The organism is Candidatus Poriferisocius sp. (genome assembly GCF_965219775.1).
Lineage (GTDB): Bacteria > Actinomycetota > Acidimicrobiia > Acidimicrobiales > Bin134 > Poriferisocius.
Map to the genome: position 1 here is coordinate 1740234 of NZ_OZ244793.1, position 24175 is coordinate 1764408.

The following is a 24175-nucleotide window of genomic DNA, read 5'->3' on the forward strand; positions in this document are numbered from 1 at the left end:
TCCCATCGAGGAATGCCCGGTGAGGCACCGGGTGGGCATCGTGGGGGCCGGGTGGACCGGTGCGGTGGCCGGTCGCCTGCTCACCGACGCCGGAATGGCCGTGGAGGTGCTGGAGAAGGCCGACGTGGTGGGCGGGCACTCCCGGGCCGAGACCCTGCACGGCGTGGTCTACGAGCCCAACGGGGCCCACATCTTCCACACCTCCGATCCGGCGGTGAACCGATTCGTGAACTCCCACGGCCTCACCCGACCCTACGACCACCAGGTACTCACCGAGGTGTACCTCTCGCCCGACGACGAGGAGCACGAGGGCCGACTGCTGTCGTGGCCCCCGCAGGTGGCCGAACTCCAAGCGCTGCCGGTGTGGCCCACGGTGGAGCGGGAGCTGGCCGACCTGCCGCCGACGCCCAACGGCGACAACTTCGAGGACTACGTGGTGTCGATGATGGGCCGCACCCTGTACGACCTGTTCATCCGCGACTACACCGCCAAGCAGTGGGGACGCCCGGCCACCGAGCTGTCCGCCCGCTTCGCCCCCAAACGGGTGGAGCTGCGCCGAGACGGCGTTCGGGGGTTGTTCCGGGACCGGTGGCAGTACTTCCCGCCCAAGGGCATCAACGAGGTGATCGAGTCGGTGCTGTCCACCGTGGCGGTCACGCTCAACACCGAAGTCTCCGTGGACCACGCCGACGACCTGGCCCGGGACTACAACGCGGTGATCGTCACCGCCGCGCTGGACGATTTCGCCCGCTGTCCCGGCGAGCTGGAGTGGCGGGGCATCGAGATGGTGTCCCACTACTCCCCCACCGACGATCCCGCCGGGGTGGTCACCCCGGCCTACGTCACCAACCGGCCGTCGCTGCGGGTGCCCTACACACGAACGGTGGAGACCAAGCACGCCACCGGCCAGCACATCGGGGGCACGGTGGTCAGCCAGGAGATGCCCGGCGCCCCCCACCGCCACTATCCGGTGCTGACTGCCGACGGGGCCAACGAGCGCCGCAACGCCGAGTTGGCCGCCGCCATCGCCGAACGGGTGCCCATACCCGTCTACTTCGCCGGGCGGCTGGCCACCTACCGCTACATCAACCAGGACGAGGCCATCGCCGACGCCATGGCGGTGGCCGACCGGGTGGCCGCCGATCTGGCGGGCTGACCCGCCGTGGACCCACCAGCGCCACCCCCCATACCCACCGCGGGAACCGGAGGCAGCGGGCCCGAGGCGGCCGGACCCCCACCGGCGGGATGGAGCTTTTGGATCGACCGGGGGGGCACCTTCACCGACGTGGTGGCCCGCCGGCCCGACGGCACCGTCACCACCGCCAAGCTGTTGTCGCAGAGCCCCCGCTACCCCGACGCCTCGGTGGAGGCCATCGGGCGGTTGCTGGGCCTCGACCCCGGCCAACCGATCCCGACCGATCAGATCGCCGAAGTGAAGATGGGCACCACGGTGGCCACCAACGCCCTGTTGGAGCGCCAAGGCGAGCCCACCGTGCTGGTCACCACCCGGGGATTCGCCGACGCCCTGCGCATCGGCTACCAGGCCCGCCCCGACTTGTTCGCCCTCGACATCGTGCTGCCCGACATGGTGTACGAACGGGTGATCGCCGTGGACGAACGGATCCGGACCGACGGCACCGTGGAGCGCCCCCTCGACACCGACGACGCCCGGCAACAACTGGCCGAGGCCCACCGGGCCGGCCTGCGGTCAGCGGCCATCGTGCTCATGCACGGTTACCGCTACCCCGACCACGAAGCCCGCGTGGCCGAGATCGCGACCGACTTGGGCTTCGAGCACGTCTCGGCCGGCCACGAGGTGAACCCGCTCATCCGTCTGGTACCTCGGGGCGACACCACCGTGGCCGACGCCTACCTCACCCCGGTGCTGCGCCGCCACATCCGCTCGCTGCAAGACCGGATGGACGCCCCCGAGCACTCAGCGCTCCCACAAAGGGAATCCAGCACTGGCGAGCCCGCGCGAAAACCACCCCGACCACAGCCGCGAGTGCAGTTCATGCAGTCCAACGGGGGCCTCGCCCACCCCGACCATTTCCGGGGGAAGGACGCGTTGTTGTCCGGTCCGGCGGCCGGAGTGGTGGGCATGGCCCGCACCGGCGAGGCCGCGGGCCACCACCGCCTGATCGGGTTCGACATGGGCGGCACCTCCACCGACGTCTCCCACTACCACGGCCGCTTCGAGCGCACCACCGACGCGGTGGTGGCCGGCGTGCGGGTGCGGGCCCCCATGATCTTGATCCACACCGTGGCCGCCGGAGGGGGCTCGATCCTGTCGTTCGACGGCAGCCGCTTTCGCGTCGGCCCCGATTCCGCCGGGGCCGACCCCGGACCGGCCTGCTACGGCAACGGCGGGCCGCTCACCGTGACCGACGCCAACGTGGTGCTCGGCAGGCTGCACCCCGACCACTTCCCCGCGGTGTTCGGCCCCGACGGCGACCAGCCCCTCGACGCCGCCGCCGCCCGTATCGGCTTCGATGCCCTGGCCCGGACCATCACCGAGGCCACTGGTCAACCGTGGACACCGGAGCGGGCCGCCGAGGGCTTCGTGGCCGTGGCCGTGCAGAACATGGCCGGCGCCATCAAGACCATCTCGGTGCAGCGAGGCCACGACGTGAGCGCCTACACCCTGGCCTGCTTCGGCGGCGCCGGCGGCCAGCACGCTTGTCGGGTGGCCGACGAACTGGGCATGTCCACGGTCCTGATCCATTCCCGAGCCGGGGTGCTTTCGGCGCTGGGCATCGGCTTGGCCGACGTGCGATCGGTGGCCGAACGGGCCGTGGGCCGCCCGCTCACCGAGGAGGTGCTGGCCGATGCGGCTCCCGCCGTCGCCGAGCTGGCGGCCTCCACCCGGGCCGAGGTGGCCGCCGATCAGGCCCTGTCCGCCGTCACCGTGCATCTCGGGCTGTTCCTGCGCTACGAGGGGACCGATACCGCCCTGGAGGTAGCTGCGGGAACGGTGGCGGAGCCCGGCGCCGGCTCCGACCCGGAGAGCACCGCCGACCGATGCCGAGCAGTGGTGGCCGCGTTCGAGGAGGCCCACCGCAGACGATTCGGCTTCGTCTCACCCGAAGCGACCGTCGTGTTGGAGTCCCTCCAGGTCGAAGCCGTCGGCCAAACCACGCTGTTGGCCGACCTCTCGGATCGGCCCCCCACCGGAACAGCAACCGACCTCTCGGATCGGCCCCCCACCGGCCCATCGGCCACACCACACCCGGCGGCTCGGCATCAGACCTGGGTGGACGGCACAACCCGGTCGACCCCCTTCCATCACCGCGGCGCGCTCCGGCCCGGCGCACGCCTGGACGGTCCCGCGGTGATCGTTGATCCCCACTCCACCACGGTGGTCGAGCCCGGTTGGGCGGCCACGGTGGCCCCCGCCGGCGAACTGGAGCTGCGTCGGCGGGTGCCCCGCCACCGGGCCGCGGTCGGCACCGAGGTGGAGCCGGTGATGCTGGAGATCTTCAACAACCTGTTCTCCAACGTTGCCGAGCAAATGGGGGTGGCGCTGGAGAACACCGCCTCCTCGGTGAACATCAAGGAGCGGTTGGACTTCTCCTGCGCGGTCTTCGACCCCGACGGCGAGCTGGTGGCCAACGCCCCCCACATGCCGGTACACCTGGGCTCGATGGACATGGCGGTCAAGGCGATCATCGCCCGCCACCCCCACATGGCCCCGGGCGACGCCTTCGTCACCAACGCCCCCTACGACGGCGGCACCCACCTACCCGACGTGACCGTGGTCATGCCCGTGTTCGACTCCGAGGGCGACACCGTGTTGTTCTTCACCGCCGCCCGGGGCCACCACGCCGACATCGGCGGCACCACCCCCGGCTCGGCACCGGCCGACTCCACCGACATCGCCGAGGAGGGCGTGCTGCTCGACGCCGAGGTGCTGGCCCAAAAGGGGCGCTTCCGGGAGACGGAGCTGCGGACCCTGCTCACCGAAGCCCCGTGGCCCGCCCGCAACCCTGCCGTCAACATCGCCGACCTCAAGGCCCAGCTCGCCGCCTGCCACCAGGGAGCGACCACCCTGGCCGAGGTCATCGGCCACTACGGGCTGGACACCGTCCACGCCTACATGGGCCACGTCCGGGCCAACGCCGCCGATTCGGTCCGCCGCCTGATCGACCGGCTCACCGATACCTCCTTCACCGCCGACGCCGACGACGGGTCGAAAGTGGCGGTGGCTCTGCGCATCGACCGCCGTCGCCGGGCCTTGACCGTCGACTTCACCGGCACCAGCGGCCCCCATCCGGGCAACTTCAACGCCCCGCTGCCGGTGTGCCGGGCGGCGGTGCTGTTCGTCCTGCGCTGCCTGGTGGACGACGCCATCCCCCTCAACAGCGGGTGCCTGGACCCGGTGGAACTGGTGGTGCCGTCGCCCAGCCTGCTCAGTCCGGTGGCCCCGGCAGCCGTGTTCGCGGGCAACGTGGAGACGTCGCAACTCGTGGTGGACGCACTGTTCGGGGCGGTGGGCACGGTAGCCGCCTCCCAGGGGACCATGAACAACGTGGTGTGGGGAAACCAGCGCCACCAGTACTACGAAACCGTCTGCGGCGGGGCGGGGGCCACCGCCCGACGGAACGGGTGCGACGCCGTCCACACCGCCATGACCAACTCCCGGCTCACCGACCCCGAGGTGCTGGAGGAACGCTTCCCGGTTGTGCTGGAGGACTTCTCCGTCCGGCGAGGCAGCGGCGGCCCCGGTGCCCGACGAGGGGGCGACGGGGTGGTGCGCCGGGTCCGGTTCTGCGAACCCATGAGCCTCAACGTGTTGTCGTCCCGGCGGATGGTGGCCCCCTACGGCATCCAGGGTGGTTCACCCGGCGAGGTAGGGATCAACCGCATCCTGCGAGCCGACGGCACGACAGAGACCCTGCCCGGCGTGTTCCGCACCGAGGTGGCCCCCGGCGACGTCCTCGAGATCGCCACCCCCGGAGGCGGGGGTCACGGCGCCGCTGCCGACGCTTCCGAGGCCGAGTAGCGGGCGGCGGCCAGGCGGACGCCCTCGACGATGCTGGTGTAGCCGGTGCAGCGGCACAGGGTGCCGGCCAGGAACTCCCGGATCTCGTGATCGGTGGGCGCGTCGGACCCCTCCGGTCGGGCGTCGAGCCAGGCCACCGTGGACATCACGATGCCGGGCGTGCAAAAGCCGCACTGAAAGCTCATGGCGTCGGCAAACGCCTGCTGCACCGGCCCCAGCACCGGGTTGGCCCGATCGGAATTATCCGCCAGCCCCTCGATGGTGGTCACCTCGCACCCGTCGGCCTGCACCGCCAGCAACAGGCACGAGCGCACCGCGGCACCGTCCACCAGCAAGGTACACGTGCCGCACACCCCGTGTTCACAACCCACGTGGGTGCCGGTGAGGCCGCATTGACGGCGCAGGAAGTCGGCCAACGTGGTGCGGGGTTCCGCCTCGCCGGTGTAGTCCACCCCGTTGGCCCGCAGCCGAACCGGTTGCGTGGCCCTCATCAGGCGGTTACGGCAGCCAGGGTTACTTCGGCCACCTCGCCGATGACGTCGGCCGCTCCGGTGATGCACGCCGCGCGACCGATCAGGTCAAAGGTTCCGAGCCCCTCCACCGGCCCAGTCTGTCGCACGGCTCCCCCCGGTGCGCTACCACTGGGCCAACAGCCACGAGCGCATCGTCCTCCACCGGCCGCAACCGAGTTTGCCCCGCACGGTGGCAGGTGTGAATCTGGGCCCATGGCGGCGGAACTGGAATGGCTGGTGGATGAGCCCGCCCAGACCAAACCGGTGATGGTGGTGGCCCTGGAGGGGCTGTTCGACGCCGCCGACGCGGCCACCACCGCGGTGCGGCTCATGAAGGAGACCGCCTTCAAGGTGGAGCCGCTGGCCCGCATCGACCCCGAGGAGTTCTTCAACTTTCAGGACCGCCGGCCCGAGGTGCGCATGAACGACAGTGGCCGACGGGTCATCGACTGGCCCATAACCGAGGTGGCCCACGTGGATCGTATGGGAGCCAAGCACCCCCTGGTGGTGGTGGACGGAGTAGAGCCCCACCTCAGGTGGCGGTCCTTTGCCCGCCACCTGGTGGACGTGGCCCACGCATGCCAGGCCGGGCTGGTGGTCACCCTGGGGGCCATGGTCGGCCTCGCTCCCCACACCCGACCCCTGGGCGTGGTGGGCAGCTCCACCAACGCCGAACTGGCCCGGATGTTCGGGCTGGGTCGACCCTCCTACGAAGGCCCCACCGGTCTGGTGGGCGCGCTGCACGACGCCCTCGACCAGGCCGGCGTTCCGGTCATCTCCCTGCGGGTGTCGGTTCCCCACTACGTGCCCGGACCGCCCAATCCCGAGGCCACCCGGTCGCTGCTCAAGCGTTTCGAGCTGATCACCGGCATCATCACCGACCACGAAGAACTCGACGAGGCCGCCGCCGCCTGGCGGGAGCGGGTGGACACCGCGGTGGCCGGTGACGACGATCTCAAGAACTACGTGGCGCAGCTCGAACGCCAGATCGACGAAGCCGACGACTTACTGCCCACCGGCGACGACCTCGCCACCCAATTCGAAGCCTTCCTCCGCGACCCCTGGAAATAACCGGCCCGCTCGTGGCCGAACCATCTGGGCGCTAAGGCGTGGTCAGGCGGGTGACGGCTTGGTCGATGATGGTGGTGGCCAGCTTCTGCAGGGCCTCGTCGTCCAGGGTGGAGACGGGATGGGGCACGGCCACCGCCGGATAGGCGTCCATGCCCACCGTGGGGGCGAAAGCGTCCACCACCGGCTGGAACGGCTCGGTGATCACCAGCATTGACGGGATGCCCCGGCCTTCCATGTGGACGGCGTCGTGCAAACTGCACGCGGTGCAGGCCCCTCAATCACCCAGCCCGGAGATGATGAGATGCGACCGGGCGGCCAGCGCCTCGGCGGCATCGGCGTCGATGGGCTTGCCCGCAGCCGACTTGGAGTGCACCACCACGTCGGACACCGGCAGGCGGGCACGCAGGCCCTCGGCCACGTAGGTCAGCAACTCCTTGGCGTTGGCCTTGGCGTTGTCGATCACCCCGATGACCACCGGCTCGGTGGGCATCATCCGAGGGGCCATGGCCACCTCGGCCACCTGCGGCTGCTCGTACTCAGGAGACAAGACGGTTACTGACGACACAGCACGACCTCCTCGAATCCCACAGTAGCGCACCTGGCGGCAGAGTGGCAGTGGCTCACACCACGGGGAGGCCGGCGCCGGGGGCGGCCACCCTGCGGGTGACGGCCACCGAGTGCACCGCCGGGGCCCAGTTGGGGATGTAGGCCGACCACCCGGCGCCCGCGCTGCCCGCGGTCACCAGGAAGATGTCGTCGGGACCCGGCACCGTGGCCAGCTTGCCGTCGGCGTCGGGGGTCATGTCGTTTTGTGCGGTGAACTCCGACAACACCCCGGCGGCGGCCAGGTGTTCGGGGGTGACCCGGGAGTGGGCGGCCAAGAACTCCCGCACCGCCTGCTTGGTCCACCCGCCCTCGGCCAGAATCCGGCGATGTTCGTAGCCGAGCACCAGCAGCACTTGGTGCTTCTTGCCCACCCCGAACGTGGCCGGGTTGGTCATGGCCGCGGCAAACGTCAACAAGATGCCCTCGGGATCACCGTTGAGATGGTTGGCCACCTGGTGGGGCCCCTCGGAAGGGAACACGGTGACGGTGGTGTCGCCGGGGCCATGGCCCAACTCCACTCGCAACGGCGGCCAGCCCTCGGGGGGCGGCTCCTCGGCGATCACCATGGTGAACTTGCCGGGGTGGCCGAGCGACGAGCCGTCCAAGCTGTCGGACCGGGCCCCCAGCACGTTCATGGCCACCAGCCGCAGGGCTCGCCCCACCGTGGCGTTGGCCCGATTCCCCGGCCCCAAGGCGTTGCGGTCGGAGTTGAATCCCAACTCGGCGGTGAGAGGGCCGCTGACCACGGCGCACAAAGCCGCCCCGCCGGTGCTGGTCACCACGGTGTGGCAGCCGAACCGGGGATCGAACATGGCCGACAACCCGGCCAACACCACCGGGAAGTACTCGGGGCGGCACCCGGCCATCACCGCGTTGACGGCCGCCTTCTCGGCGGTGACCTCCCGGGAACGCTCCGGCACCGTGCCCACGATGTCGCCCGCCACCACCCCGGCGTGGTCCAGCATGGCCCCCACCAGATCACCGGTGGGCGGCACCACCGGCAGCCCGTCGGTCCATCCCCGGGCGAAGAACTCCTCCTGCACGTCGGCCTGGTCCAACACCAACTCCTGCGCCATGGCCTGACCGTATCTCGGCCCACCTCCGGCCCGCCCGCCCAAGGGGACCGGAGGGCACAGGACAACAAGGGCTGGAGCCGCCACTAGAGTTCGCAACCGTGACCGGAAGACTGTCAGGAAAGAGAACCATCGTGACCGGGGCCGGATCGGGCATCGGCCAGGCCGCAGCCCGGCTGTTTGCCGCCGAGGGGGCCCACGTCATGTGCGCCGACATCAACGGCGACGCCGCCGCAGCCACCGCGACCGACATCGGGGAGCGAGCCATCAGCCTAGCGGTGGACGTGTCCCGGCCCGCCGACTGCCAGGCCATGGTGGACCAGACCGTGTCCGCCTTCGGGGGCCTCGACGCGGTGTACGCCAACGCCGGGGTGGACGGACCGGGGCGAGCGGGCGACCTCGACATCGACGAGTGGAACCGGGTCATCGGGGTGAACCTCACCGGGGTGTGGCTGTCGGTGAGGTACGCCATCGACCACCTGATCGCCGCCGGGGGCGGATCGCTGGTACTCCAGGCCAGCGTGGGCGGCGTGATCGGCGTGCCCGGCATCGCCTCCTACGCGGCAGCCAAGGCGGGGGTGATCGGCCTCACCCGCCAGATGGCGGTGGACTACGGGCCCGACGGCATCCGGGTCAACGCCATTTGCCCGGGCACGGTGCCCACCCCGCTGGTGCGGGCCACCTACGAGAAGCGGGGGGGATTCTCGGCCACGGCCAACGCGCCCGCCGACGCCACCGTCGACGAGCTGATCGACGCCGCCAAGGTGCGCCACCCCATCGGGCGGCTGGGAACCACCACCGACATCGCCCAGCTCGCCCTGCACCTGGCCTCCGACGAGTCGTCGTGGACCACCGGCACCGCCATCGTGATCGACGGCGGCATGTCGGCCGCCTGAGCAGGCCAGGCCAAACCGGCGGCCTGGGCAAGCCGCCGTTCAGCCGGCCTCGGCGAAGAACCGCCTCCAGGTATCGAGGCTCTCCGGCAACTCCGAAGGTCCCACCGTGCCGAAGTACCGCTTGCGGTCGGGCTCGCACAGGCCGCCGTCCACCAACTCGGCCATGTCCATGTAATAGAGCATGGCCACCTTTCGCTCCACGAACCGCCAGCAACCGTCCTCCACTCGGTATCGGTCGTCGTAACGCAGGGCGGTCACCAGGGTGCGCCCGTCCAGGGCCAACTCGGCGTGGGCGTTGACCGTGCCGGTGGCGTGGTCGGGCCGGTCGGGATCCAGCTCGATCAGGTGGCTGTGGGGATAGTGGTAAGTGGCCCCGAACGCGGTCAGGCGCTCGGTGTAGAAGTCGATCACCGCTTGGCGCCCCTGGTTGGACACCATGCCGTCGGCCAGGCCGAACTCGGCGTCGGAGGTGAACATGTCGGCCACGGCATCGATGTCCCGGTCGTCCACGGCCATGCCGTAGCGGGCCACCAAGTCCCGTATGGCCTCGCGGGCCTCAAGCTGGGCAATCCTCTCGGACAAGTCCGGCGATGGCGAAGAACTCATCGACATACAGCACCCCTTCTCTGCGGCGATCAGGCGGCCCGAACCGGACTGGGCCTGCCCGCCCAACCGGTGGCCACTTGCGCGCATCGGCCCGAGAAAACTACCGTCGCCGTGCGCTGGTCGGCAATCCCCGGCCGGCCCAAGGGGGGCCATGCTCTTTGCTGTCGGCAACTTCACCGCTGATCCCAGCGAAAACCTGCAACTGCTGATCGAGGGGGTGGCCCTGGGAGCCATCTACGCCGTGGTGGCCCTGGGTTTCGTGCTGGTCTACAAGAGCACCGCCGTGTTGAACCTGGCCCACGGGGAGTTCGTGATGCTGGGGGCCTACTTCGCGGTCACGTTCCTGGTGTCGGAAGGCCTCAACTTCTTCCTGGGATTGGTGGTGGTGTTGGCCGTCATGTTGGTGTTCGGCCTGTTCCTCCACTACGGCATCATGCGCCGCATGGTGGGCCAGGGCTTTTTCGCCATCGTGCTGGCCACCATCGGCATTGCCACGGTGATCCGCGCCCTGTTGCGGATCTTCTACGGGTCCACCGAGCGGGGCCGCCTATCCGTCTTGCCCCAGGGCAAATTCTGGATCGGCGGGGCAAGAGTGGAATATGTGGACATGATCAGCCTCGGCGTGGTGGCGCTGTGCGTGCTGGCCTTCTTCGCCTTCTTCCAGTACACCCGGAGGGGCCTGCACATCCGGGCGGTGGCCGACGATATCGAGGCCGCCGCCGCCATGGGCATCGACCCCGACAAGGTCTACGCCATGACCTGGGCCGCCGCCCTGGCCATGGCCGGGCTGGCGGGGGTGCTGTTCGGCCACGTTACCGGGTCCATCGACCAAAATCTGGCCGCTATCGGTCTGCGGGCCTTCCCCGCCGCGGTTATCGGGGGCCTCACCTCGCTGGGTGGATCCATTGTCGGGGGTCTGGTGGTGGGAGTGATCGAGCAGTTCGCGGGCTTGCACCTGGGCACCAAGTGGCGGGAACCGGTGGCCTTTACGGTGATGGCAGTGGTGCTGTTGGTACGCCCCACTGGCTTGTGGGGCCGCAAGGATCTGGAGCGGGTGTGACCGCCACCGACCACCCCGCACCCCTGGGCATGACCGAGACCTACCGACCGACGACGCTGCAGCGTCTTTTGCCCTTTGCCATCGCCGTTGTCATCCCGTTCGTGTTGGGATCGATGACCGAGAACATGTGGTTTGGGTGGAAGGCCCTGATCATTGCGGCCGTCATGGCGGTCGTGGCCCGGATGGCCTGGAGCTGGACGCCCCGAGGGGAGCTGACCCATCGCGAGGACATGCGTCTGTGGCGCACGCCCAGCGACCGCTCCTGGGCGGCGGTCACCACCTTCGGGCTGCTGGTGCTGCCCTTCGTGCTGGCGTCCGACTTCACCCCGCCCATGGACTTCCCGTGGGCCACCTGGTTCACCGTGACCAACCAAGTGCTGATATTTGCGTTGGGCGCGGCAGCCTTCAACCTGCTGGTGGGCTACTCCGGCCAGATCAGCCTGGCCCACGTGGCCTTCTTGGCCCTGGGCAGCATCGTGGGGGGCGTCGTCGGAGTGCAGTGGAGCGGGGGGAACTTCTGGTTGGCCCTGCCCGCCGCGGCCGTGGCCGGGGCGGTGATCGGTGCCGTGGTGGGACTTCCCGCCCTGCGGCTCAAGCACCTTTACCTGCTGCTGGTCACCTTCGGGTTCCACTTCGTGATGATGCTGGCATGGCGGGAGTACTTGCAGAAGTACTTCGGCTTCGTCGGCATCCGCTTCAAGGGGGAGGCCTCCCCCCGCATCGCCTCGTGGCTGCACTGGCTGCCCAACATCGAGGCCGACGCCAACGGCGAGTTCGTGATCACCGGCCAGTTTCGCTGGTACTGGGTCATCATGCCCATCACCGTGGTTTCGCTGTTGTTCATGGTCAACGTGATCCGCACCCGGGAAGGGCGGGCGTTCGCCGCGGTGCGCGACCGCGACGTGTCGGCCTCGCTGATGGGCATCAACGTGGCCCGCTCCAAACTCTTGGCCTTCGCCCTGTCCTCGGCGGTGGTATCCATGTCGGGCGTGCTGGGCTCGTTCTACATCGGCGCCCGGGACGAGAACAGTTTCAACGTGGAAACGGTGCTCAACTACGCGGTGATCATCGTGGTGGGGGGCTTCTCCAGCATCCAGGGCGCCATCTTCGGATCGATCTTCTATTGGGTGCTGCCGGAGTGGTTCGAGTGGGCCCGCGAAGAGGTTTGGTTGATTCGCGACATCGACTTCCTCAGCACCTACGCATCTGAGATTGACGTGGCCATCAGAGGTGTCCTGGTGGTGATCATCCTGGTGTTCAAGCCCGAGGGGCTGGCCGGCATATGGAAGGACTTCAAGGCCTGGGTGAGCCGATCGTTGACCGGGAGCCGAACATGAACCCGGCCGGGCTCGAGCTAGAGGTTGCCGGCCTAGAGGTGGCCTACGGGGGGGTCACCGCCTTGGCCGACGTGAACATCACCGTGCCCGCCGGGGGGTTCGTGTCGGTGCTAGGGGCCAACGGGGCGGGCAAGACCACCCTGGTGCGGTCGATCACGAGCTTGCTCTACCTGCACAAGGGACGGGTGCGCCGCGGCAGCATCACGCTGGGCGGCCAGTCCATCCTGGGCAAGAAGAGTTTCGAGATCGTGCAGGCCGGGGTGGCCCAGGTGCCCGAGGGGCGCAAGCTCTTCCCCAATCTCACCGTCAAGGAGAACCTGCTGTGCGGGGCGGCCAGCCGTAACGACATCAGCGGCATCGATGAGTCGCTGGAGCAGAATCTGGAGCTGTTCACCCAGCTCCGCCCCCTGTTGAACCAGACCGCCGGGCTGCTCTCGGGAGGGGAGCAGCAGATGGTGGCCGTGGGCCGGGCCCTGATGTCGCAACCGGCCCTGCTCATCTGCGACGAGCTGTCGCTGGGGCTGGCCCCCAGGATCGTCCACCGGCTTTTCGAGTTGCTCACCGAGATCAACGAAACCCGGGGCACGTCGATCCTGGTCATCGAGCAGAACGCCAACCTGGCCCTGCAGCACGCCGCCAACGCCTACGTGCTGGAGTTGGGCCGGGTGCTGATCCAGGGCAGCGCGGCCGAGTTGCGGGGCAACTCCATGGTGCAGGAGCTGTATCTGGGGGGCGGGGATGAGGCCCAAAACTCCTACGCGGCCATCCCGAGGCCCGCCCAGCGCCGGGCTTCTTCCCAACGGCGGTCGCCATCGGGGTCGGAGTCATGAGCGACGTCATCCTCAGCTTTGACGAGGTCACCGTGCAGTTCGGCGGGGTGCGGGCGTGCGACGCCATCAGCGGTCAAGTGGAACGAGGATCGTTGTTCGCCCTGATCGGCCCCAACGGCGCGGGCAAAACCACCCTGGTGAACGCCATCTCTGGCGTCTACAAGCCCCTGGCCGGTTCACGGGTGGACTTTCACCCCGACGGGAAGGCCACCGAGAATCTGTTGGGGTACCGCCCCTACCAGATCAGCCGGCTGGGGGTGGCCCGCACCTTCCAGAACCTGGGCTTGTTCATGGGCGAGAACGTGCTCACCAACCTGTTGATGGGCCGCTATGTCCATGAGCACACCCGGCTCATGGAGGGCGGCCTGTTCACCCGTCGGGCGGTCAAGCGGGAATTGGCCGCTCGGGCGGCCATTGAACGGGTGGTCGACCTGCTCGACCTGCGGGAGGTTCGCCGGGAGCCAGTGGGTGATCTGCCCTACGGCGTGCAGAAGCGCATCGAGTTCGGCCGGGTGCTGGCCATGGAGCCCGAGCTGTTGATGCTGGACGAGCCCATGGCGGGCATGAGCGTGGACGAGAAGCAGGCCATGATCCGCTACATCTACGCCGCCCAGGCAGAACTGGACATGACGGTGTTCCTCATCGAGCACGACATGGGCGTGGTGATGTCGATTGCCGACCACGTGATGGTGCTGGACTTCGGCCAGAAGATCGCCGAAGGGACGCCGGCGGCCATGCAACAGGACAAGCGGGTCGTCGCCGCCTACCTGGGAACCGAACTCGCCGCCGACGGTCGGTGATGGCCAAAGGTAGACCCCGGCAGGCACCGTGGGTTACGGTGAGCCCCGGCTTGTAGCGAACGTGATTGCCTTTCAAGCCGACAACTGCTGACAACAGGAGGGGAAAACCCATGTCCCGACGCTGGATGAAACTTGTCGTCGCCCTAGTCGCGATCTCACTGATCGCCATGGCGTGCGGCAACGACGATGATGCTGATGTTGCGCCCGCCCCGGCGGACTCAACTGATCAGGCCGACACCGAAGCTCCGGCTTCTGCAGAGGAAGCCCCTGCAGAAGATGCGCCAGCCGCGGATGCGCCCGCCCCGGACGCAGAAGCCCCGGCCGAGGATGCACCGGCTGAGATAACGGTGCCCGACAACCCGGACAACGGCGTCACCTCCAGCTCGATCAAGGTGGGCTGGATGGGCGACCTGACCGGCCCGACGGCATCGTCGCAGTCCTTCAACAGCCACGGCAGCGAGGCCTACTTCGAGTGCGCCAACGAGCGGGGCGGCGTGCTGGGCCGCATGTTCGAGTACCTGCCCGAGGACGATCAGTTCGGTGCCGAGGCCGCGGCCATCAACTTCACCAAGCTCACCGAGGACGACAAAGTCCTGGCCCTCGTCGGCTTGGGTGGCTCGCACATCAGCACCCAGCTCCAGCCCGACGTGGAGACTCTGAACCTGCCGGTGATCGGCCCGCCCCAGACCATCGACATCCAGCTCGAGGGCGACCAGTACTTCAACAACCTGGCCCACTACGGCGACCAGGCCGACCTGGCCGCCGGGCACATCGCCGCCTCCGTGGGCGGCATCGAGAACGCCGTGGTCATGGGCATCAGCCTCGAGGTGCCCTCCGGCACCGAGTTCGCCGCCTACGTGGAGCAGTCGGTCACCAACGGAGGTGGCACCTACCTGGACACCCTCTACGTGGCCCCGGGCGCCACCGAGGTCACCGCCCAGATGGTGGCTCTGCAGCGGGGAATCGACGAGGAAGGCGTGAACTACGTGACCCTGCACGGCTCCCCCGCCGCTGGCCTGGTGGTGATGCAGGGCATGGCCGACGCGGGCATCACCGACCTCCCCATCATCGGCATCCACGGCATCGCCGCCAACTCCATCTGGACCGAGGGACCGGAGTCGGTCAGCGACCAGACTTTCGGCATGCACTCGTTCCTCACCGCCAACAACGACATCGAGGCCGCCGCCGAGATGGAGCGCTGCGCCTCGTTGGCCGGCTACGACGGTGAGCACCTCACCTTGAACTTCGCCCACGGCTTCCTGAACGGCTACGTGTTCGAGCAGGCCGTACTGCGGGCCGCCGAGACCGGCGAGTTGAGCCGTGAGAGCCTGACCGAGGCGCTCAAGGGCACCTACGACACCATGGGCATCACCTGCCCGATCGATTGGACCTCGGCGCCCTACCACAGCCCGTGCGGGGCGGCGTTCTCGCTGGACGCGGGCACCGGCGGCATGGTTGCGGCCAACCCGTTCGACTTCTACGGCGCTGGCTTCGACGGCGAGTACGGCATCGAAATCGGCTAGCCCCCTCGGCCGCAGCCCGCGGCTGACCAACTGAACTCTTCGAGCCGGCCGCCGGCACTGCCTCATCGGGGCGGTGTCGGCGGCCGGTTGCGTTATTCTCCCAAGGAACCGCAGAAGGGGTACACCACATGTCGGATGTCAACTCGATCACCGAGCAGTTCACCGCCTACCTGGCCGACAACGAGGGGGCCGACCCCTTCCCGATCTTCGCCCGGATGCGAGAAGACGCCCCGGCCCTGTGGGTCGAGCCCCTCCAGGCATGGGTGCTCACCCGCTGGGACGACATCACCAACATGCTCGAGGACGGCGAGTCGTTCGGTCCGCTGATGAACCAGCCGGGCACCTCCAGCATCTTCGGACGGGCCATCCTGCAGATGTCGGGCGACGAACACCGCCGCAAGGACGCCATCATCGCCAAGCGCCTGCGCAGCCCCCGCCAGCTCGGTTCCACCATCGAGGAGATCGTCTCGGGACTGGTCCAGGAGTACGGCCAACGCTTGCCGGTGGCCCCCGAAGCCGCCGACCTGCGCACCGGGCTGACCGAGCCGGTGCCGCTGGGCGCCATCGCCGAGCTGATGGACATGGGCGAGGCCAGCAACTTTCGCAACTGGTACAACGACATCGTGGCCGCCGGCACCTCCAACGTCACCCGTGACCCGGTGGTCCACGCCCGGGGCGAGGCCGCCCGCGACGAGCTCTACGCCTTCGTCACCCCGAGCATCGAGGAGCGGCGGACGTGCCCCGGCGACGAATTGCTGTCCGACCTGTGCTCCATGGAGTACGAGGGCGAGCGACTGTCCGACGACGAGGTGCGCAGCTTCACCGCCTTCTTGTTGTCGGCGGGCATCGAGACCACCGACCGGGCCCTGGCCAACCTGGTGAAACACCTGATCCTGCAGCCCGAGCAGTGGGAGCGCCTCCGGGCCGATCCCGAGCTGGTCAGCTCGGCGGTCACCGAGATCCTGCGCTACCGGCCCGCCGTCCACGTCACCATCCGGATGGCCAAGCACGATCTGGCCGTGGACGGCACCTCCATCCCCGCGGGCAGCAAGGTGATGTCGTTCGTGTCCAGCGCCAACCACGACCCGTCCCGGTTCGACAACCCCGACGAGTTCGACGTGGGCCGCTTCCAGGGCCAGGAGCGGCCCAACTACACCCCCATCGGACCGGTGCGGGCCTTCGGCGGCGGCCCCCACACCTGTACCGGCTCGCTGTTGGCCAAACTGGAGATGGAGCGCACCCTCGAATACCTGCTGGAACGGTTCGACCACTTCGAGTTCGCGGGCGACGTGCCCCCCGACACCGGCATCGTGCTCCGCTCGCCGGTCACCCTCGACGTGGTGCTGCACCCCGCGGCCTGACGTGAACCCCATCGAGGTCACCGTCACCTGCGCCACGGCCGATGAGGCCCGCACCATCATGGAGGCGGTGGTGGGGCGGCGGCTGGCCGCCTGCGCTCAGACCTGGCCCATCGAGAGTTGTTTTCGCTGGGACGGCGACATCGACCACGACCGGGAGCACCTGGTGCTCATGAAGACCACCGACGCCTGCTTCGAGGCCGTCTGCGCAGCCATTGCCGAGCTGCACAGCTACGACCTCCCGGCCATCGCGGCCCTACCGCTCAGCCACTGCGGTCCGGGCTACGAGGAGTGGCTGGCCGAATCGGTGGCCGCCAGATAAGCACCGGGATCGGCGTCGAAGCGCTCCCGGCAGCCGGGGGCGCAGAAGTGGTAGTCGACCCCTTCGTGGGTGGCGCGGTGGCGGCTGCTCGCCACCATCACGGTCATTCCGCACACCGGGTCGATGGCCTCGACCGGGCGATCCTCGGCGCCTGGGGCGGCGTCGGCGGCCAGGGTGCCGTCGGCCCGCCGGGCCACCAGGTCGGCCATGATCGCGGCGGCGATTTCCCGGTTGGGGATGCGGCCCAGGTCCAGCCCGGCCGGGGCGCTGATGCGAGCCAGGTCGTCGGCGCCGAACCCCTGGCGCTGCAGGTGCTCGCGCACCGCGTCGGCCCGCTTGGCCGACGCCACCAGGCCGATGTAGCCGGCGTCGGTGCCCAGGGCCGCGGCCAGGGCCACGTCGTCGTAGTGACCCTGGGTGGCCACCACCACCGCGGTGGCCCGATCCACGGTGAGACCGTCAAGGTCCAAGCGGGTGCGGACCAGCTCCGGTCGGGCGTGGTCGTCGGCCACCCCGCCGTCGTCAATCACCACCGCGTCCCAGCCGATGGCCTCCGCCACCTGGGCAATGGCGTCCACCGCCGGGGTGCGGCCGATCACCACCACCTGGGGGGCGGGCAGGCTGGGCTCCAGGTAGATCTCCATCGCCCCCTCCGATTCACAGTTCATGGCCATCACCCGCATCCCGTTGCCGTTCTCAGTCCCGTCGCCTTCGTGGCCTCCGTCCGAATCCCGAAAGCGTTCCCTCCCCGGCGACGAGCCCAGGCACAGCAGCCGGGGCTCCCCGTCGTCCAGACACCGCAACGCCTCGCTCACCACGGTGGGCTCGGCGCACGCGCCACCCAGCCAGCCCCGCACCGCACCGTCGGCCAGGATGACGGCCTGCGAACCCTGCTGGCCCGACGACGGCCCCCGCCGCCAGATCACCGACGCCAGCACGAACGGCCGGCGCTGCGATCGCAACGCCACCGCCCGGGCCATCACCTCCACGTTCACGGGCTCACGCTCCCGGTGAGAGCACCGCGGGCACCGCTACCCGGCTTGGTCGATGGCGGTCCACACCCGGTCGGGCATCACCGGCATGTCGATGTTGCGCACCCCCAGGTGGGCCACCGCATCGATCACCGCGTTCACGAACGCGGCGGGCGACCCCACGGTGGCCGACTCACCCACCCCCTTGGCCCCGATGGGATGGTGGGGGGAGGGCACCTCGGTGGCCAGCAGTTCGAAGCGGGGGGTTTCCCAGGCGGTGGGCACCAGATAGTCCATGAAGTTGGAGCCGATGCAGTTGCCGTCGTCGTCGAAGGTGATCCACTGCATGGACGACATGGCAAACCCCTCGGTCAGGCCACCGCAGATCTGCCCCTCCACGATCATCGGGTTGATGCGCACCCCGCAGTCGTCCAGCGCCACCATGCGCTGCACCTCCCACTCCCCGGTGTCGGGGTCCACCTCCACCACCACGATGTAGCTCCCGTAGGGGTAGGTGAGGTTGGGCGGGTCGTAGTAGGTGACGTCCTCCAGGCCGTACTCCATGCCCTCGGGCAGGTTTGTGTAGGCGGCCAGGGCCACGTCCTGGATGGTGACCGACCGGTCGGGGCTGCCCGCCACCGAGAACACCCCGGAGGCCAACTCGATGTCGTCGTCGGCCGCCTCCAGCAGGTGGGCGGCGATCTTGCGGGCCTTGTCGGCCAGCTTGCGGGCCACCACCGCGGTGGCCGCGCCCCCCACCGGGGTGGACCGAGACGCATACGTCCCCAGGCCGTAGGGCGTGTGGTCGGTGTCGCCGTGCTCCACCTTTATGTCGGTGGCGGGGATGCCGAGGATCTCGGCCACGATCTGGGCGAAGGTGGTCTCGTGGCCCTGGCCCTGGGTCTTCACCCCGAGCTTCAAGATGGCCTTGCCGGTGGGGTGAATCCGCAGCTCGGCCGAGTCGATCATCTTCAGCCCGGCGATGTCGTAGGTGCGCGACGGTCCCGCCCCCACCGCCTCGGTGAAGTGAGCGATGCCGATGCCGATCAGCCGCCCTTCGGCGCGGGCTTCGGCCTGCTGGCGGCGCAGGTCCTCGTAGCCCACCTCGTCCAGGGCGGTGCGCAGGGCGGTGGGATAGTCGCCGGAGTCGTACACGAACCCGGTGGCCGTCTCGTAGGGGAACTGCTCGGGCTGGATGAAGTTCTTCAGCCGCATCTCGGCCGGGTCGATGTCCAGCTCGTAGGCCGCGTTCTGCACCAGCCGCTCGATCAGGAAGGAGGCCTCGGTGATGCGGAACGAGCACCGGTAGGCCACCCCACCGGGGGCCTTGTTGGTGAACGCCCCCTCGCAGTTGATGTGGGCGGCCGGGAAGTCGTAGCTGCCGGTGACCACGTGGAACAGCCCGGCGCGGAACTGGGTGGGCTGGGCGTCGGAGTAGAAGGCGCCCTGGTCCGACAGCATGTCCACCCGCAGGCCCAGGATGCGGCCCTCGTCGGTGAGGGCCAGCTCGCCCTTCATGTAGTAGTCGCGGGCGAACCCGGTGGAGATGAGGTTTTCGGTGCGGCTCTCCACCCACTTCACCGGTTGGCCCAACAGCAGCGAGGCGGCGGTGGCCACCACGTAGCCGGGGTAGATGGGCACCTTGTTCCCGAATCCGCCCCCGAGGTCGGGGCTGACGATGCGGATGTTCTGCTCCGGCAGCCCGGCCACCATGGCGAACAGCGTGCGGTGGGCGTGGGGGGCCTGGGAGGTGAGGTAGATGGTGGCCTGTCCGGTCACCGAGTTCACGTCGGCCAGCACGCCGCACGTCTCCAGCGGCGCAGGGTGCGAGCGGGGGTAGTGGGTCTCCAGGGTGACCACCCGGTCGGCCCGGGCAAAGGCCTCGTCGGTGGCGGCCTTGTCGCCGGTCTCCCAGGTGTAGGCCCGGTTGTCGGTCTGGCCCTCCTTCTCGTCCCGGATCATGGCCGCCCCCGGCTCCAGCGACTGCTGGGGGGTGGTGATGGGGGGCAGCTCGTCGTAGTCCACCTCGATCAGCTCCAGGGCGTCGGTGGCGATGTAAGGATCCGTGGCGATCACCGCGGCCACCTCTTGGCCCTGATAGCGCACCTTGTCGGTGGCCAACACCGCCTGGGTGTCGCCCGACAGGGTGGGCATCCACGCCAGCCCGTGCTGGTCCATCAGCTCCCCGGTGACCACGGCCACCACTCCGTCCACGGCTTGGGCCGCCGAAGAGTCGATGCCGTTGATGCGGGCGTGGGCCAGCGGCGAGCGCAGGATGGCCATGTGCAACATGTTGGGCAGCTCGATGTCGTCGAGGAAGTTGCCCTGGCCTTCGATGAGCCGGGCGTCCTCTTTGCGCTGGACGCTGTGGCCGATGCCGCCGATTTCCGCCGGAGTGGTTGGTTCGGTCATGGGGACTCCTCAGCTTCCGTTGGATTGGTCGGCGGCCACGCGGCCGGCAGCCGTGCGGATGGCTTTGACGATGTTGATGTAGCCGGTACACCGGCACAGGTTGCCCGAGATGGCCCACCGCACCTCGTCGTCGGACGGGTCGGGATTCTCGGCGATGAGCGAGGCCCCCACCAGCATCATGCCCGGCGTGCAGAATCCGCACTGCAGGCCGTGATCCTCGGAGAACGCCGCTTGGATGGGGTGCAGTCCCTCGGCGGTCTTGAGGCCCTCCACGGTGGTGACCGTGGCCCCGTCGGCCTGAACGGCCAACATGGTGCAGGACTTGACCGGCTTGCCGTCGAGCAGCACGGTGCAAGCCCCACAGCTCGTGGTGTCGCAGCCCACGTGGGTGCCGGTGAGTCCGACGGTGCGCCGGATGTGGTCCACCAGCAGGGTGCGGGGTTCCACGTCGGCGGCGTGATCGGCGCCGTTGATGGTGACGGTGATTTCCATCTCAGCTCCCTTGGTTCTCGTTGGCCTGTTGGGCGGCGGCGGCCAGCCCCCGGCGGGTGTAGGTGCGAACCACCTGGCGCTTCCAGGCGGCGGTTCCCCGAACATCGTCACGGGGCTCGGCGGCGGCTACGGCCAACTCGGCCGCCTCGGCGAACAGCTCCTCGGAGGGCGATTGGCCCACCAGGAGCGCCTCGGCATCGGTCACCTTGGTGTTGACGGGATTGACCGAGGTGAGGGCCAGCCCGGCCCCGGCGATGGCCCCGGCGTCGTCCAACTCCAGGTGGGTGGCAACCGCCACGGTGGCGTAGTCGCCGATCTTGCGCTCCAGTTTGAGGTAAGCCCCCCCGGCGCGGCCCGCGGGCACGGGGATGCGCAGCCCCACCACCATCTCATCCTCGGCCAACGTGGAGGTGAACGCCCCGTCCACGAACTCGCCGATGGGGATGGAACGTTGACCACCGGGCCCCTGCGCCATCACCTCGGCCCCGGTGGCCAACAGCACCGAGTTCCAGTCGCCCTCGGGGTCGCAGTGGGCCACCGAGCCGCACATGGTCCCCCGATTGCGCACCAAGGGGTCGGCCACCCAGGGAGCGGCGGCGGCAACGGCGCCGAAGGTGGCATCCGAGGCCACCACGTCGGCGTGACGCACCAGCGCCCCCACCTGCAGATGGCCGTTGGATCGCCCGATGGCATCCAGACCGGCGACGCCGTTGATGTCGATGAGGGTGTCGGGGAACGCCACCCGCATCTTCATCATGGGAAGCAGGCTCTGGCCCCCGGCCAGGAACCGACCCCCTTCTCCTGCGGCCACCTTGGCCTCCACCGCCTCGGCGACGGTGGTGGCCGCGACGAATTCGAATCGTGACGGGAACACCGGGCCTCCTCCCCTGGGCTTCGATCGAGAGTGCCAACCCTACTCACCGGAGGGAGCGGTCGCTGCCACCGCCACGGGGCCGGTGCCGGAGAGCCCCCGCAACTCAGCCCAGGCGGCGGTCCAGGCGGGTACGGAAGGCTCGGGCGCCCACCACCACCGCGCCGTGGCGGCGAACCCGACGGGCCAATTCGGCGTCGGAGGTCACCACCGTGGCCGAGGACGGGTCGTCCATGGCGGCCACCTCGGCGGCGATGCGGTCGTCGGCCGCGTTGGGGCCCCGGCGGGACGCGTACAACAACTCGACCGGGCCGTGGCGCCCGGCGGGCAACTCAGCTACCGGCCGACCGTCGGCCACCACCATGGCGGTCACCCCGGCGTCGACCAGGTCGTCCACCAGCCGGATGAGCGCGCCGTCGCGATCGGCCCACCAACCGTCGGGCCTGCTTCCGATCACGTTCATGGCGTCAACCACGAGCACGGTGGTTGACGGGGCTCAGATCAGTTGACCCGGATTCAGGTCAATTGAGGCCGGTTAGGCCAGGGAGGCGTCCAGGCACTCCACCGACGGGGCGAAGTAGTAGCTGCCCGAGGCCGGGTTGGAGTAGTCGGTGAGCATGTCGCGCACCTGGCCGTTGCGGCCGTACATGGCGTCCATCCGCTCCCGGAACGGGGCCTGGGTCCTGCAGAAGGCCATGAAGTAGAGCCCCACCGTGCCGTCGTGGAAAGCGTAGGGGGTGGACCGGCGGGCGATCTCGTCACGCTTGGGCTTGGAGTCGTCGGCGGTCTCGCCGTCGCGCAACTCCACATGGGACAGATGCGAATGCGGGGCCTGGTTGGCCAGGCGGGTGGAGTCGGCCTTGGTGCGACCGAAGTTCACCTCCTGGGTGGGCACGTCGAGCTGCTCCCAGGCCTCGAGGTCGTGTACCCAGCGCTGGGCGATGATGAAGCTGCCGCCCGCTCCGGCTTGGCCGTCGGGGATGATGGCCACCGCCGGCTGATCCTCATCGGCGGGATTGCCGGTGCCGTCGATGAACCCGGTCATGTCCAGGCTCTCGCCGTAAATGAACGTGGGCGTCTCCCGGGCCACGCTCATCCCGGCCGCCTGCAGGGCCTGGCGGGCGTCCCACTGGGCCTTCCACACCAGGTCCTTCTCGTCGTGGGTCATCCACAGGAGCAATTCCTCCTGGGTGCCCTTGGCCTCGCGGCCACTGCCGTCGATGGACTCCACCGTGTGGTACGGCTGGAAGTCGTCGGGGATGTCGTCGGTCAAGTCGGCCAGCAGCGTGGGGCCCAGTCCGAGGACCAGGTTGATCCCCTGAGCGGCGCAGTTGCTGCGACAGTCGGAGATCGCCGACTTGATGGCGCCCAGGTCAGCGCCGTCGCCCCGGCTGAGATGCACGTACCACTGGTACTTGCCCATTTCGTCGAAAATTGCCGGCTGGCAGGTCGCCATTGGCCTCTCCTCCTTGAAAGCGTCGGGCTTGCTCGAAGTCTGGCACTATTGCTGGGCCGATGCACTGTGGAGCGGGAAAATTCGGTATCAAACCGCCGATGCACCCCAAGACCTGGAGGAGGTGCTGATGAACCCCGACGACTACGGCGCCCTGGAGGTGTCCACCGTCGATCGCATCACCACGGTGGTGCTCAACCGGCCCGAGCACCGCAACGCCATCGATCCGGTGCTCCACGCCGACTTGACCCGGGTGTTCACCGACCTCGACGAGGATCCCGACACCGAGGTGGCCATCCTCACCGGGGCCGGAGGGGCGTTCTGTGCCGGTGGCGACATCGCATGGCTGCGCAGCCTGGCGGGCGATCTGACCGAGGTGGAGCGGGTGATCCGGGCCGACCGGCGCATCACCGAGTCGGCGCTGGCCCTGGAAAAGCCCCTTGTGGCCAAGGTGAACGGGCCCGCGGTGGGCCTGGGATGCACGCTGGCGCTGTTCTGCGACTTCGTGTACGCCTCGGAGCGGTCGGTGTTCGGCGATCCCCACGTATCGGTGGGCCTGGTGGCGGGCGACGGGGGTGCTCTGTTGTGGCCCCAACTCGTGGGCTACGCCCGGGCCCGGCGCTACCTGCTCACCGGCGATCTGATCCCGGCGCCGGAGGCCGCCGACATCGGGCTCATCACCGAGTGCGTGGCCGCCGACGAACTCGACCACACCGCCCAGGCCATGGCCGAGCGCATGCGCGACGGGGCCCGCATGGCCATCAAATTCACCAAGGCGTCCATCAACGCCGGCCTGCGCCAGGCCGCAGTGGCAGTGGCCGACCGGGCCGCCTCCACCGAGGGGCTCACCATGATGTCGGAGGATTTCGTGATCGCCCTCGACGCCTTCCTGGCCAAGGAACCTCCCACCTTCGTGGGCCGCTGACCGGTCGTGACCGAGACTCCCCCCGCCCCGACGACCGCGCCCAACCGGCGCTGAC

The 24175-nt window shown here is 69.1% G+C and carries 22 protein-coding genes; 12 read left to right on the forward strand and 10 right to left on the reverse strand.

Translation table 11 applies throughout. From position 1 onward, the window contains the following. The first annotated feature begins 19 nt into the window (after positions 1 to 19). Together ACOQPQ_RS07785 and ACOQPQ_RS07790 are read left to right on the forward strand one after the other, a co-directional pair. Entirely contained in the window at positions 20 to 1156 is a 1137-nt protein-coding gene (locus tag ACOQPQ_RS07785; protein ID WP_420638874.1) for a UDP-galactopyranose mutase, read from the forward strand. Between the two features lie 30 nt (positions 1157 to 1186). Next, positions 1187 to 5002 (forward strand): hydantoinase B/oxoprolinase family protein, encoded by a 3816-nt coding sequence (locus tag ACOQPQ_RS07790; RefSeq protein ID WP_420640376.1) that lies wholly within the window; start codon positions 1187 to 1189, stop codon positions 5000 to 5002. Here ACOQPQ_RS07790 and ACOQPQ_RS07795 read toward each other — a convergent pair. Further along, positions 4966 to 5493 carry a (2Fe-2S)-binding protein gene (locus ACOQPQ_RS07795; protein ID WP_420638875.1) on the reverse strand — a complete coding sequence of 176 codons (528 nt, stop codon included), beginning with the start codon at positions 5491 to 5493 and terminating at the stop codon, positions 4966 to 4968. The genes ACOQPQ_RS07790 and ACOQPQ_RS07795 overlap by 37 nt on opposite strands. Before the next feature lie 234 nt (positions 5494 to 5727). On the opposite strand from ACOQPQ_RS07795, the gene ACOQPQ_RS07800 reads away from it, so the two are divergent. Then, positions 5728 to 6585, forward strand: coding sequence for a PAC2 family protein (locus tag ACOQPQ_RS07800; RefSeq protein ID WP_420638876.1), 858 nt, complete (start codon positions 5728 to 5730; stop codon positions 6583 to 6585). Positions 6586 to 6616: 31 nt separating this feature from the next. Here the strand turns inward: ACOQPQ_RS07800 and ACOQPQ_RS07805 are convergent, their stop codons facing one another. Together ACOQPQ_RS07805 and ACOQPQ_RS07810 are read right to left on the reverse strand one after the other, a co-directional pair. Further along, a complete protein-coding gene (locus ACOQPQ_RS07805; RefSeq protein WP_420638877.1) occupies positions 6617 to 7183 on the reverse strand; it encodes a UGSC family (seleno)protein in 567 nt (188 codons plus the stop codon). Positions 7184 to 7205: 22 nt separating this feature from the next. Then, on the reverse strand, positions 7206 to 8267 hold the full coding sequence (locus ACOQPQ_RS07810) for a hypothetical protein (RefSeq protein WP_420638878.1): 1062 nt from the start codon (positions 8265 to 8267) through the stop codon (positions 7206 to 7208). Positions 8268 to 8365: 98 nt separating this feature from the next. On the opposite strand from ACOQPQ_RS07810, the gene ACOQPQ_RS07815 reads away from it, so the two are divergent. Beyond that, positions 8366 to 9160 (forward strand): SDR family NAD(P)-dependent oxidoreductase, encoded by a 795-nt coding sequence (locus tag ACOQPQ_RS07815; RefSeq protein ID WP_420638879.1) that lies wholly within the window; start codon positions 8366 to 8368, stop codon positions 9158 to 9160. Between the two features lie 39 nt (positions 9161 to 9199). Here ACOQPQ_RS07815 and ACOQPQ_RS07820 read toward each other — a convergent pair whose 3' ends face one another. Next, positions 9200 to 9772 carry a nuclear transport factor 2 family protein gene (locus ACOQPQ_RS07820; RefSeq protein WP_420638880.1) on the reverse strand — a complete coding sequence of 191 codons (573 nt, stop codon included), beginning with the start codon at positions 9770 to 9772 and terminating at the stop codon, positions 9200 to 9202. A 145-nt stretch (positions 9773 to 9917) separates the two neighbouring features. Between ACOQPQ_RS07820 and ACOQPQ_RS07825 the strand changes: the two genes are divergently transcribed. The 7 genes from ACOQPQ_RS07825 (at position 9918) to cutA (ending at position 16996) form a co-directional block, all read left to right on the forward strand. After that, the gene (locus tag ACOQPQ_RS07825; protein ID WP_420638881.1) at positions 9918 to 10826 is read left to right on the forward strand and encodes a branched-chain amino acid ABC transporter permease; all 909 of its coding nucleotides are present in this window, start codon (positions 9918 to 9920) and stop codon (positions 10824 to 10826) included. Continuing rightward, on the forward strand, positions 10823 to 12163 hold the full coding sequence (locus ACOQPQ_RS07830; protein WP_420638882.1) for a branched-chain amino acid ABC transporter permease: 1341 nt from the start codon (positions 10823 to 10825) through the stop codon (positions 12161 to 12163). The genes ACOQPQ_RS07825 and ACOQPQ_RS07830 overlap by 4 nt, the downstream gene beginning before the upstream one ends. Further along, positions 12160 to 12993, forward strand: a complete 834-nt coding sequence (locus ACOQPQ_RS07835; RefSeq protein WP_420638883.1) for an ABC transporter ATP-binding protein — start codon at positions 12160 to 12162, stop codon at positions 12991 to 12993. The genes ACOQPQ_RS07830 and ACOQPQ_RS07835 overlap by 4 nt, the downstream gene beginning before the upstream one ends. Beyond that, positions 12990 to 13793 carry an ABC transporter ATP-binding protein gene (locus tag ACOQPQ_RS07840; protein ID WP_420638884.1) on the forward strand — a complete coding sequence of 268 codons (804 nt, stop codon included), beginning with the start codon at positions 12990 to 12992 and terminating at the stop codon, positions 13791 to 13793. Before ACOQPQ_RS07835 ends, ACOQPQ_RS07840 begins: the two co-directional genes overlap by 4 nt. 347 nt (positions 13794 to 14140) lie before the next feature. Continuing rightward, on the forward strand, positions 14141 to 15316 hold the full coding sequence (locus tag ACOQPQ_RS07845) for an ABC transporter substrate-binding protein (RefSeq protein ID WP_420638885.1): 1176 nt from the start codon (positions 14141 to 14143) through the stop codon (positions 15314 to 15316). 128 nt (positions 15317 to 15444) lie between these two features. Then, complete coding sequence (locus tag ACOQPQ_RS07850; protein ID WP_420638886.1) at positions 15445 to 16677, forward strand: cytochrome P450; 1233 nt, start codon at positions 15445 to 15447, stop codon at positions 16675 to 16677. Between the two features lies 1 nt (position 16678). Continuing rightward, positions 16679 to 16996, forward strand: coding sequence for a divalent-cation tolerance protein CutA (cutA, locus tag ACOQPQ_RS07855; protein ID WP_420638887.1), 318 nt, complete (start codon positions 16679 to 16681; stop codon positions 16994 to 16996). Here the strand turns inward: cutA and ACOQPQ_RS07860 are convergent. The 6 genes from ACOQPQ_RS07860 to ACOQPQ_RS07885 all read right to left on the reverse strand — a co-directional run bounded on the left by ACOQPQ_RS07860 (position 16957) and on the right by ACOQPQ_RS07885 (position 23198). Further along, entirely contained in the window at positions 16957 to 17991 is a 1035-nt protein-coding gene (locus tag ACOQPQ_RS07860) for an XdhC family protein (RefSeq protein WP_420638888.1), read from the reverse strand. The two genes, cutA and ACOQPQ_RS07860, sit on opposite strands and share 40 nt — an antisense overlap. 36 nt (positions 17992 to 18027) lie before the next feature. Next, positions 18028 to 20379 carry an aerobic carbon-monoxide dehydrogenase large subunit gene (locus ACOQPQ_RS07865; RefSeq protein WP_420638889.1) on the reverse strand — a complete coding sequence of 784 codons (2352 nt, stop codon included), beginning with the start codon at positions 20377 to 20379 and terminating at the stop codon, positions 18028 to 18030. A gap of 9 nt (positions 20380 to 20388) precedes the next feature. After that, entirely contained in the window at positions 20389 to 20871 is a 483-nt protein-coding gene (locus ACOQPQ_RS07870; RefSeq protein ID WP_420638890.1) for a (2Fe-2S)-binding protein, read from the reverse strand. A 1-nt stretch (position 20872) separates the two neighbouring features. Then, positions 20873 to 21745: an FAD binding domain-containing protein gene (locus ACOQPQ_RS07875; protein WP_420638891.1), complete on the reverse strand. Its 873-nt coding sequence runs from the start codon at positions 21743 to 21745 to the stop codon at positions 20873 to 20875. Between the two features lie 103 nt (positions 21746 to 21848). After that, on the reverse strand, positions 21849 to 22223 hold the full coding sequence (locus ACOQPQ_RS07880; RefSeq protein ID WP_420638892.1) for an NYN domain-containing protein: 375 nt from the start codon (positions 22221 to 22223) through the stop codon (positions 21849 to 21851). 54 nt (positions 22224 to 22277) lie between these two features. After that, positions 22278 to 23198: a Dyp-type peroxidase gene (locus ACOQPQ_RS07885; protein WP_420638893.1), complete on the reverse strand. Its 921-nt coding sequence runs from the start codon at positions 23196 to 23198 to the stop codon at positions 22278 to 22280. Positions 23199 to 23325: 127 nt separating this feature from the next. On the opposite strand from ACOQPQ_RS07885, the gene ACOQPQ_RS07890 reads away from it, so the two are divergent. After that, positions 23326 to 24120 carry an enoyl-CoA hydratase/isomerase family protein gene (locus ACOQPQ_RS07890; protein ID WP_420638894.1) on the forward strand — a complete coding sequence of 265 codons (795 nt, stop codon included), beginning with the start codon at positions 23326 to 23328 and terminating at the stop codon, positions 24118 to 24120. Positions 24121 to 24175: the final 55 nt, after the last annotated feature.

Coding starts and splice junctions, on each gene's coding strand:
- ACOQPQ_RS07850 (WP_420638886.1), top strand. CDS start 15,445: ATGTCGGATGTCAACTCGATCACCGAGCAGTTCACCGCCTACCTGGCC.
- ACOQPQ_RS07870 (WP_420638890.1), bottom strand. CDS start 20,871: ATGGAAATCACCGTCACCATCAACGGCGCCGATCACGCCGCCGACGTG.
- ACOQPQ_RS07835 (WP_420638883.1), top strand. CDS start 12,160: ATGAACCCGGCCGGGCTCGAGCTAGAGGTTGCCGGCCTAGAGGTGGCC.
- ACOQPQ_RS07865 (WP_420638889.1), bottom strand. CDS start 20,379: ATGACCGAACCAACCACTCCGGCGGAAATCGGCGGCATCGGCCACAGC.
- ACOQPQ_RS07890 (WP_420638894.1), top strand. CDS start 23,326: ATGAACCCCGACGACTACGGCGCCCTGGAGGTGTCCACCGTCGATCGC.
- ACOQPQ_RS07810 (WP_420638878.1), bottom strand. CDS start 8,267: ATGGCGCAGGAGTTGGTGTTGGACCAGGCCGACGTGCAGGAGGAGTTC.
- ACOQPQ_RS07795 (WP_420638875.1), bottom strand. CDS start 5,493: ATGAGGGCCACGCAACCGGTTCGGCTGCGGGCCAACGGGGTGGACTAC.
- ACOQPQ_RS07825 (WP_420638881.1), top strand. CDS start 9,918: ATGCTCTTTGCTGTCGGCAACTTCACCGCTGATCCCAGCGAAAACCTG.
- ACOQPQ_RS07885 (WP_420638893.1), bottom strand. CDS start 23,198: ATGGCGACCTGCCAGCCGGCAATTTTCGACGAAATGGGCAAGTACCAG.
- ACOQPQ_RS07840 (WP_420638884.1), top strand. CDS start 12,990: ATGAGCGACGTCATCCTCAGCTTTGACGAGGTCACCGTGCAGTTCGGC.
- ACOQPQ_RS07820 (WP_420638880.1), bottom strand. CDS start 9,772: ATGTCGATGAGTTCTTCGCCATCGCCGGACTTGTCCGAGAGGATTGCC.
- ACOQPQ_RS07800 (WP_420638876.1), top strand. CDS start 5,728: ATGGCGGCGGAACTGGAATGGCTGGTGGATGAGCCCGCCCAGACCAAA.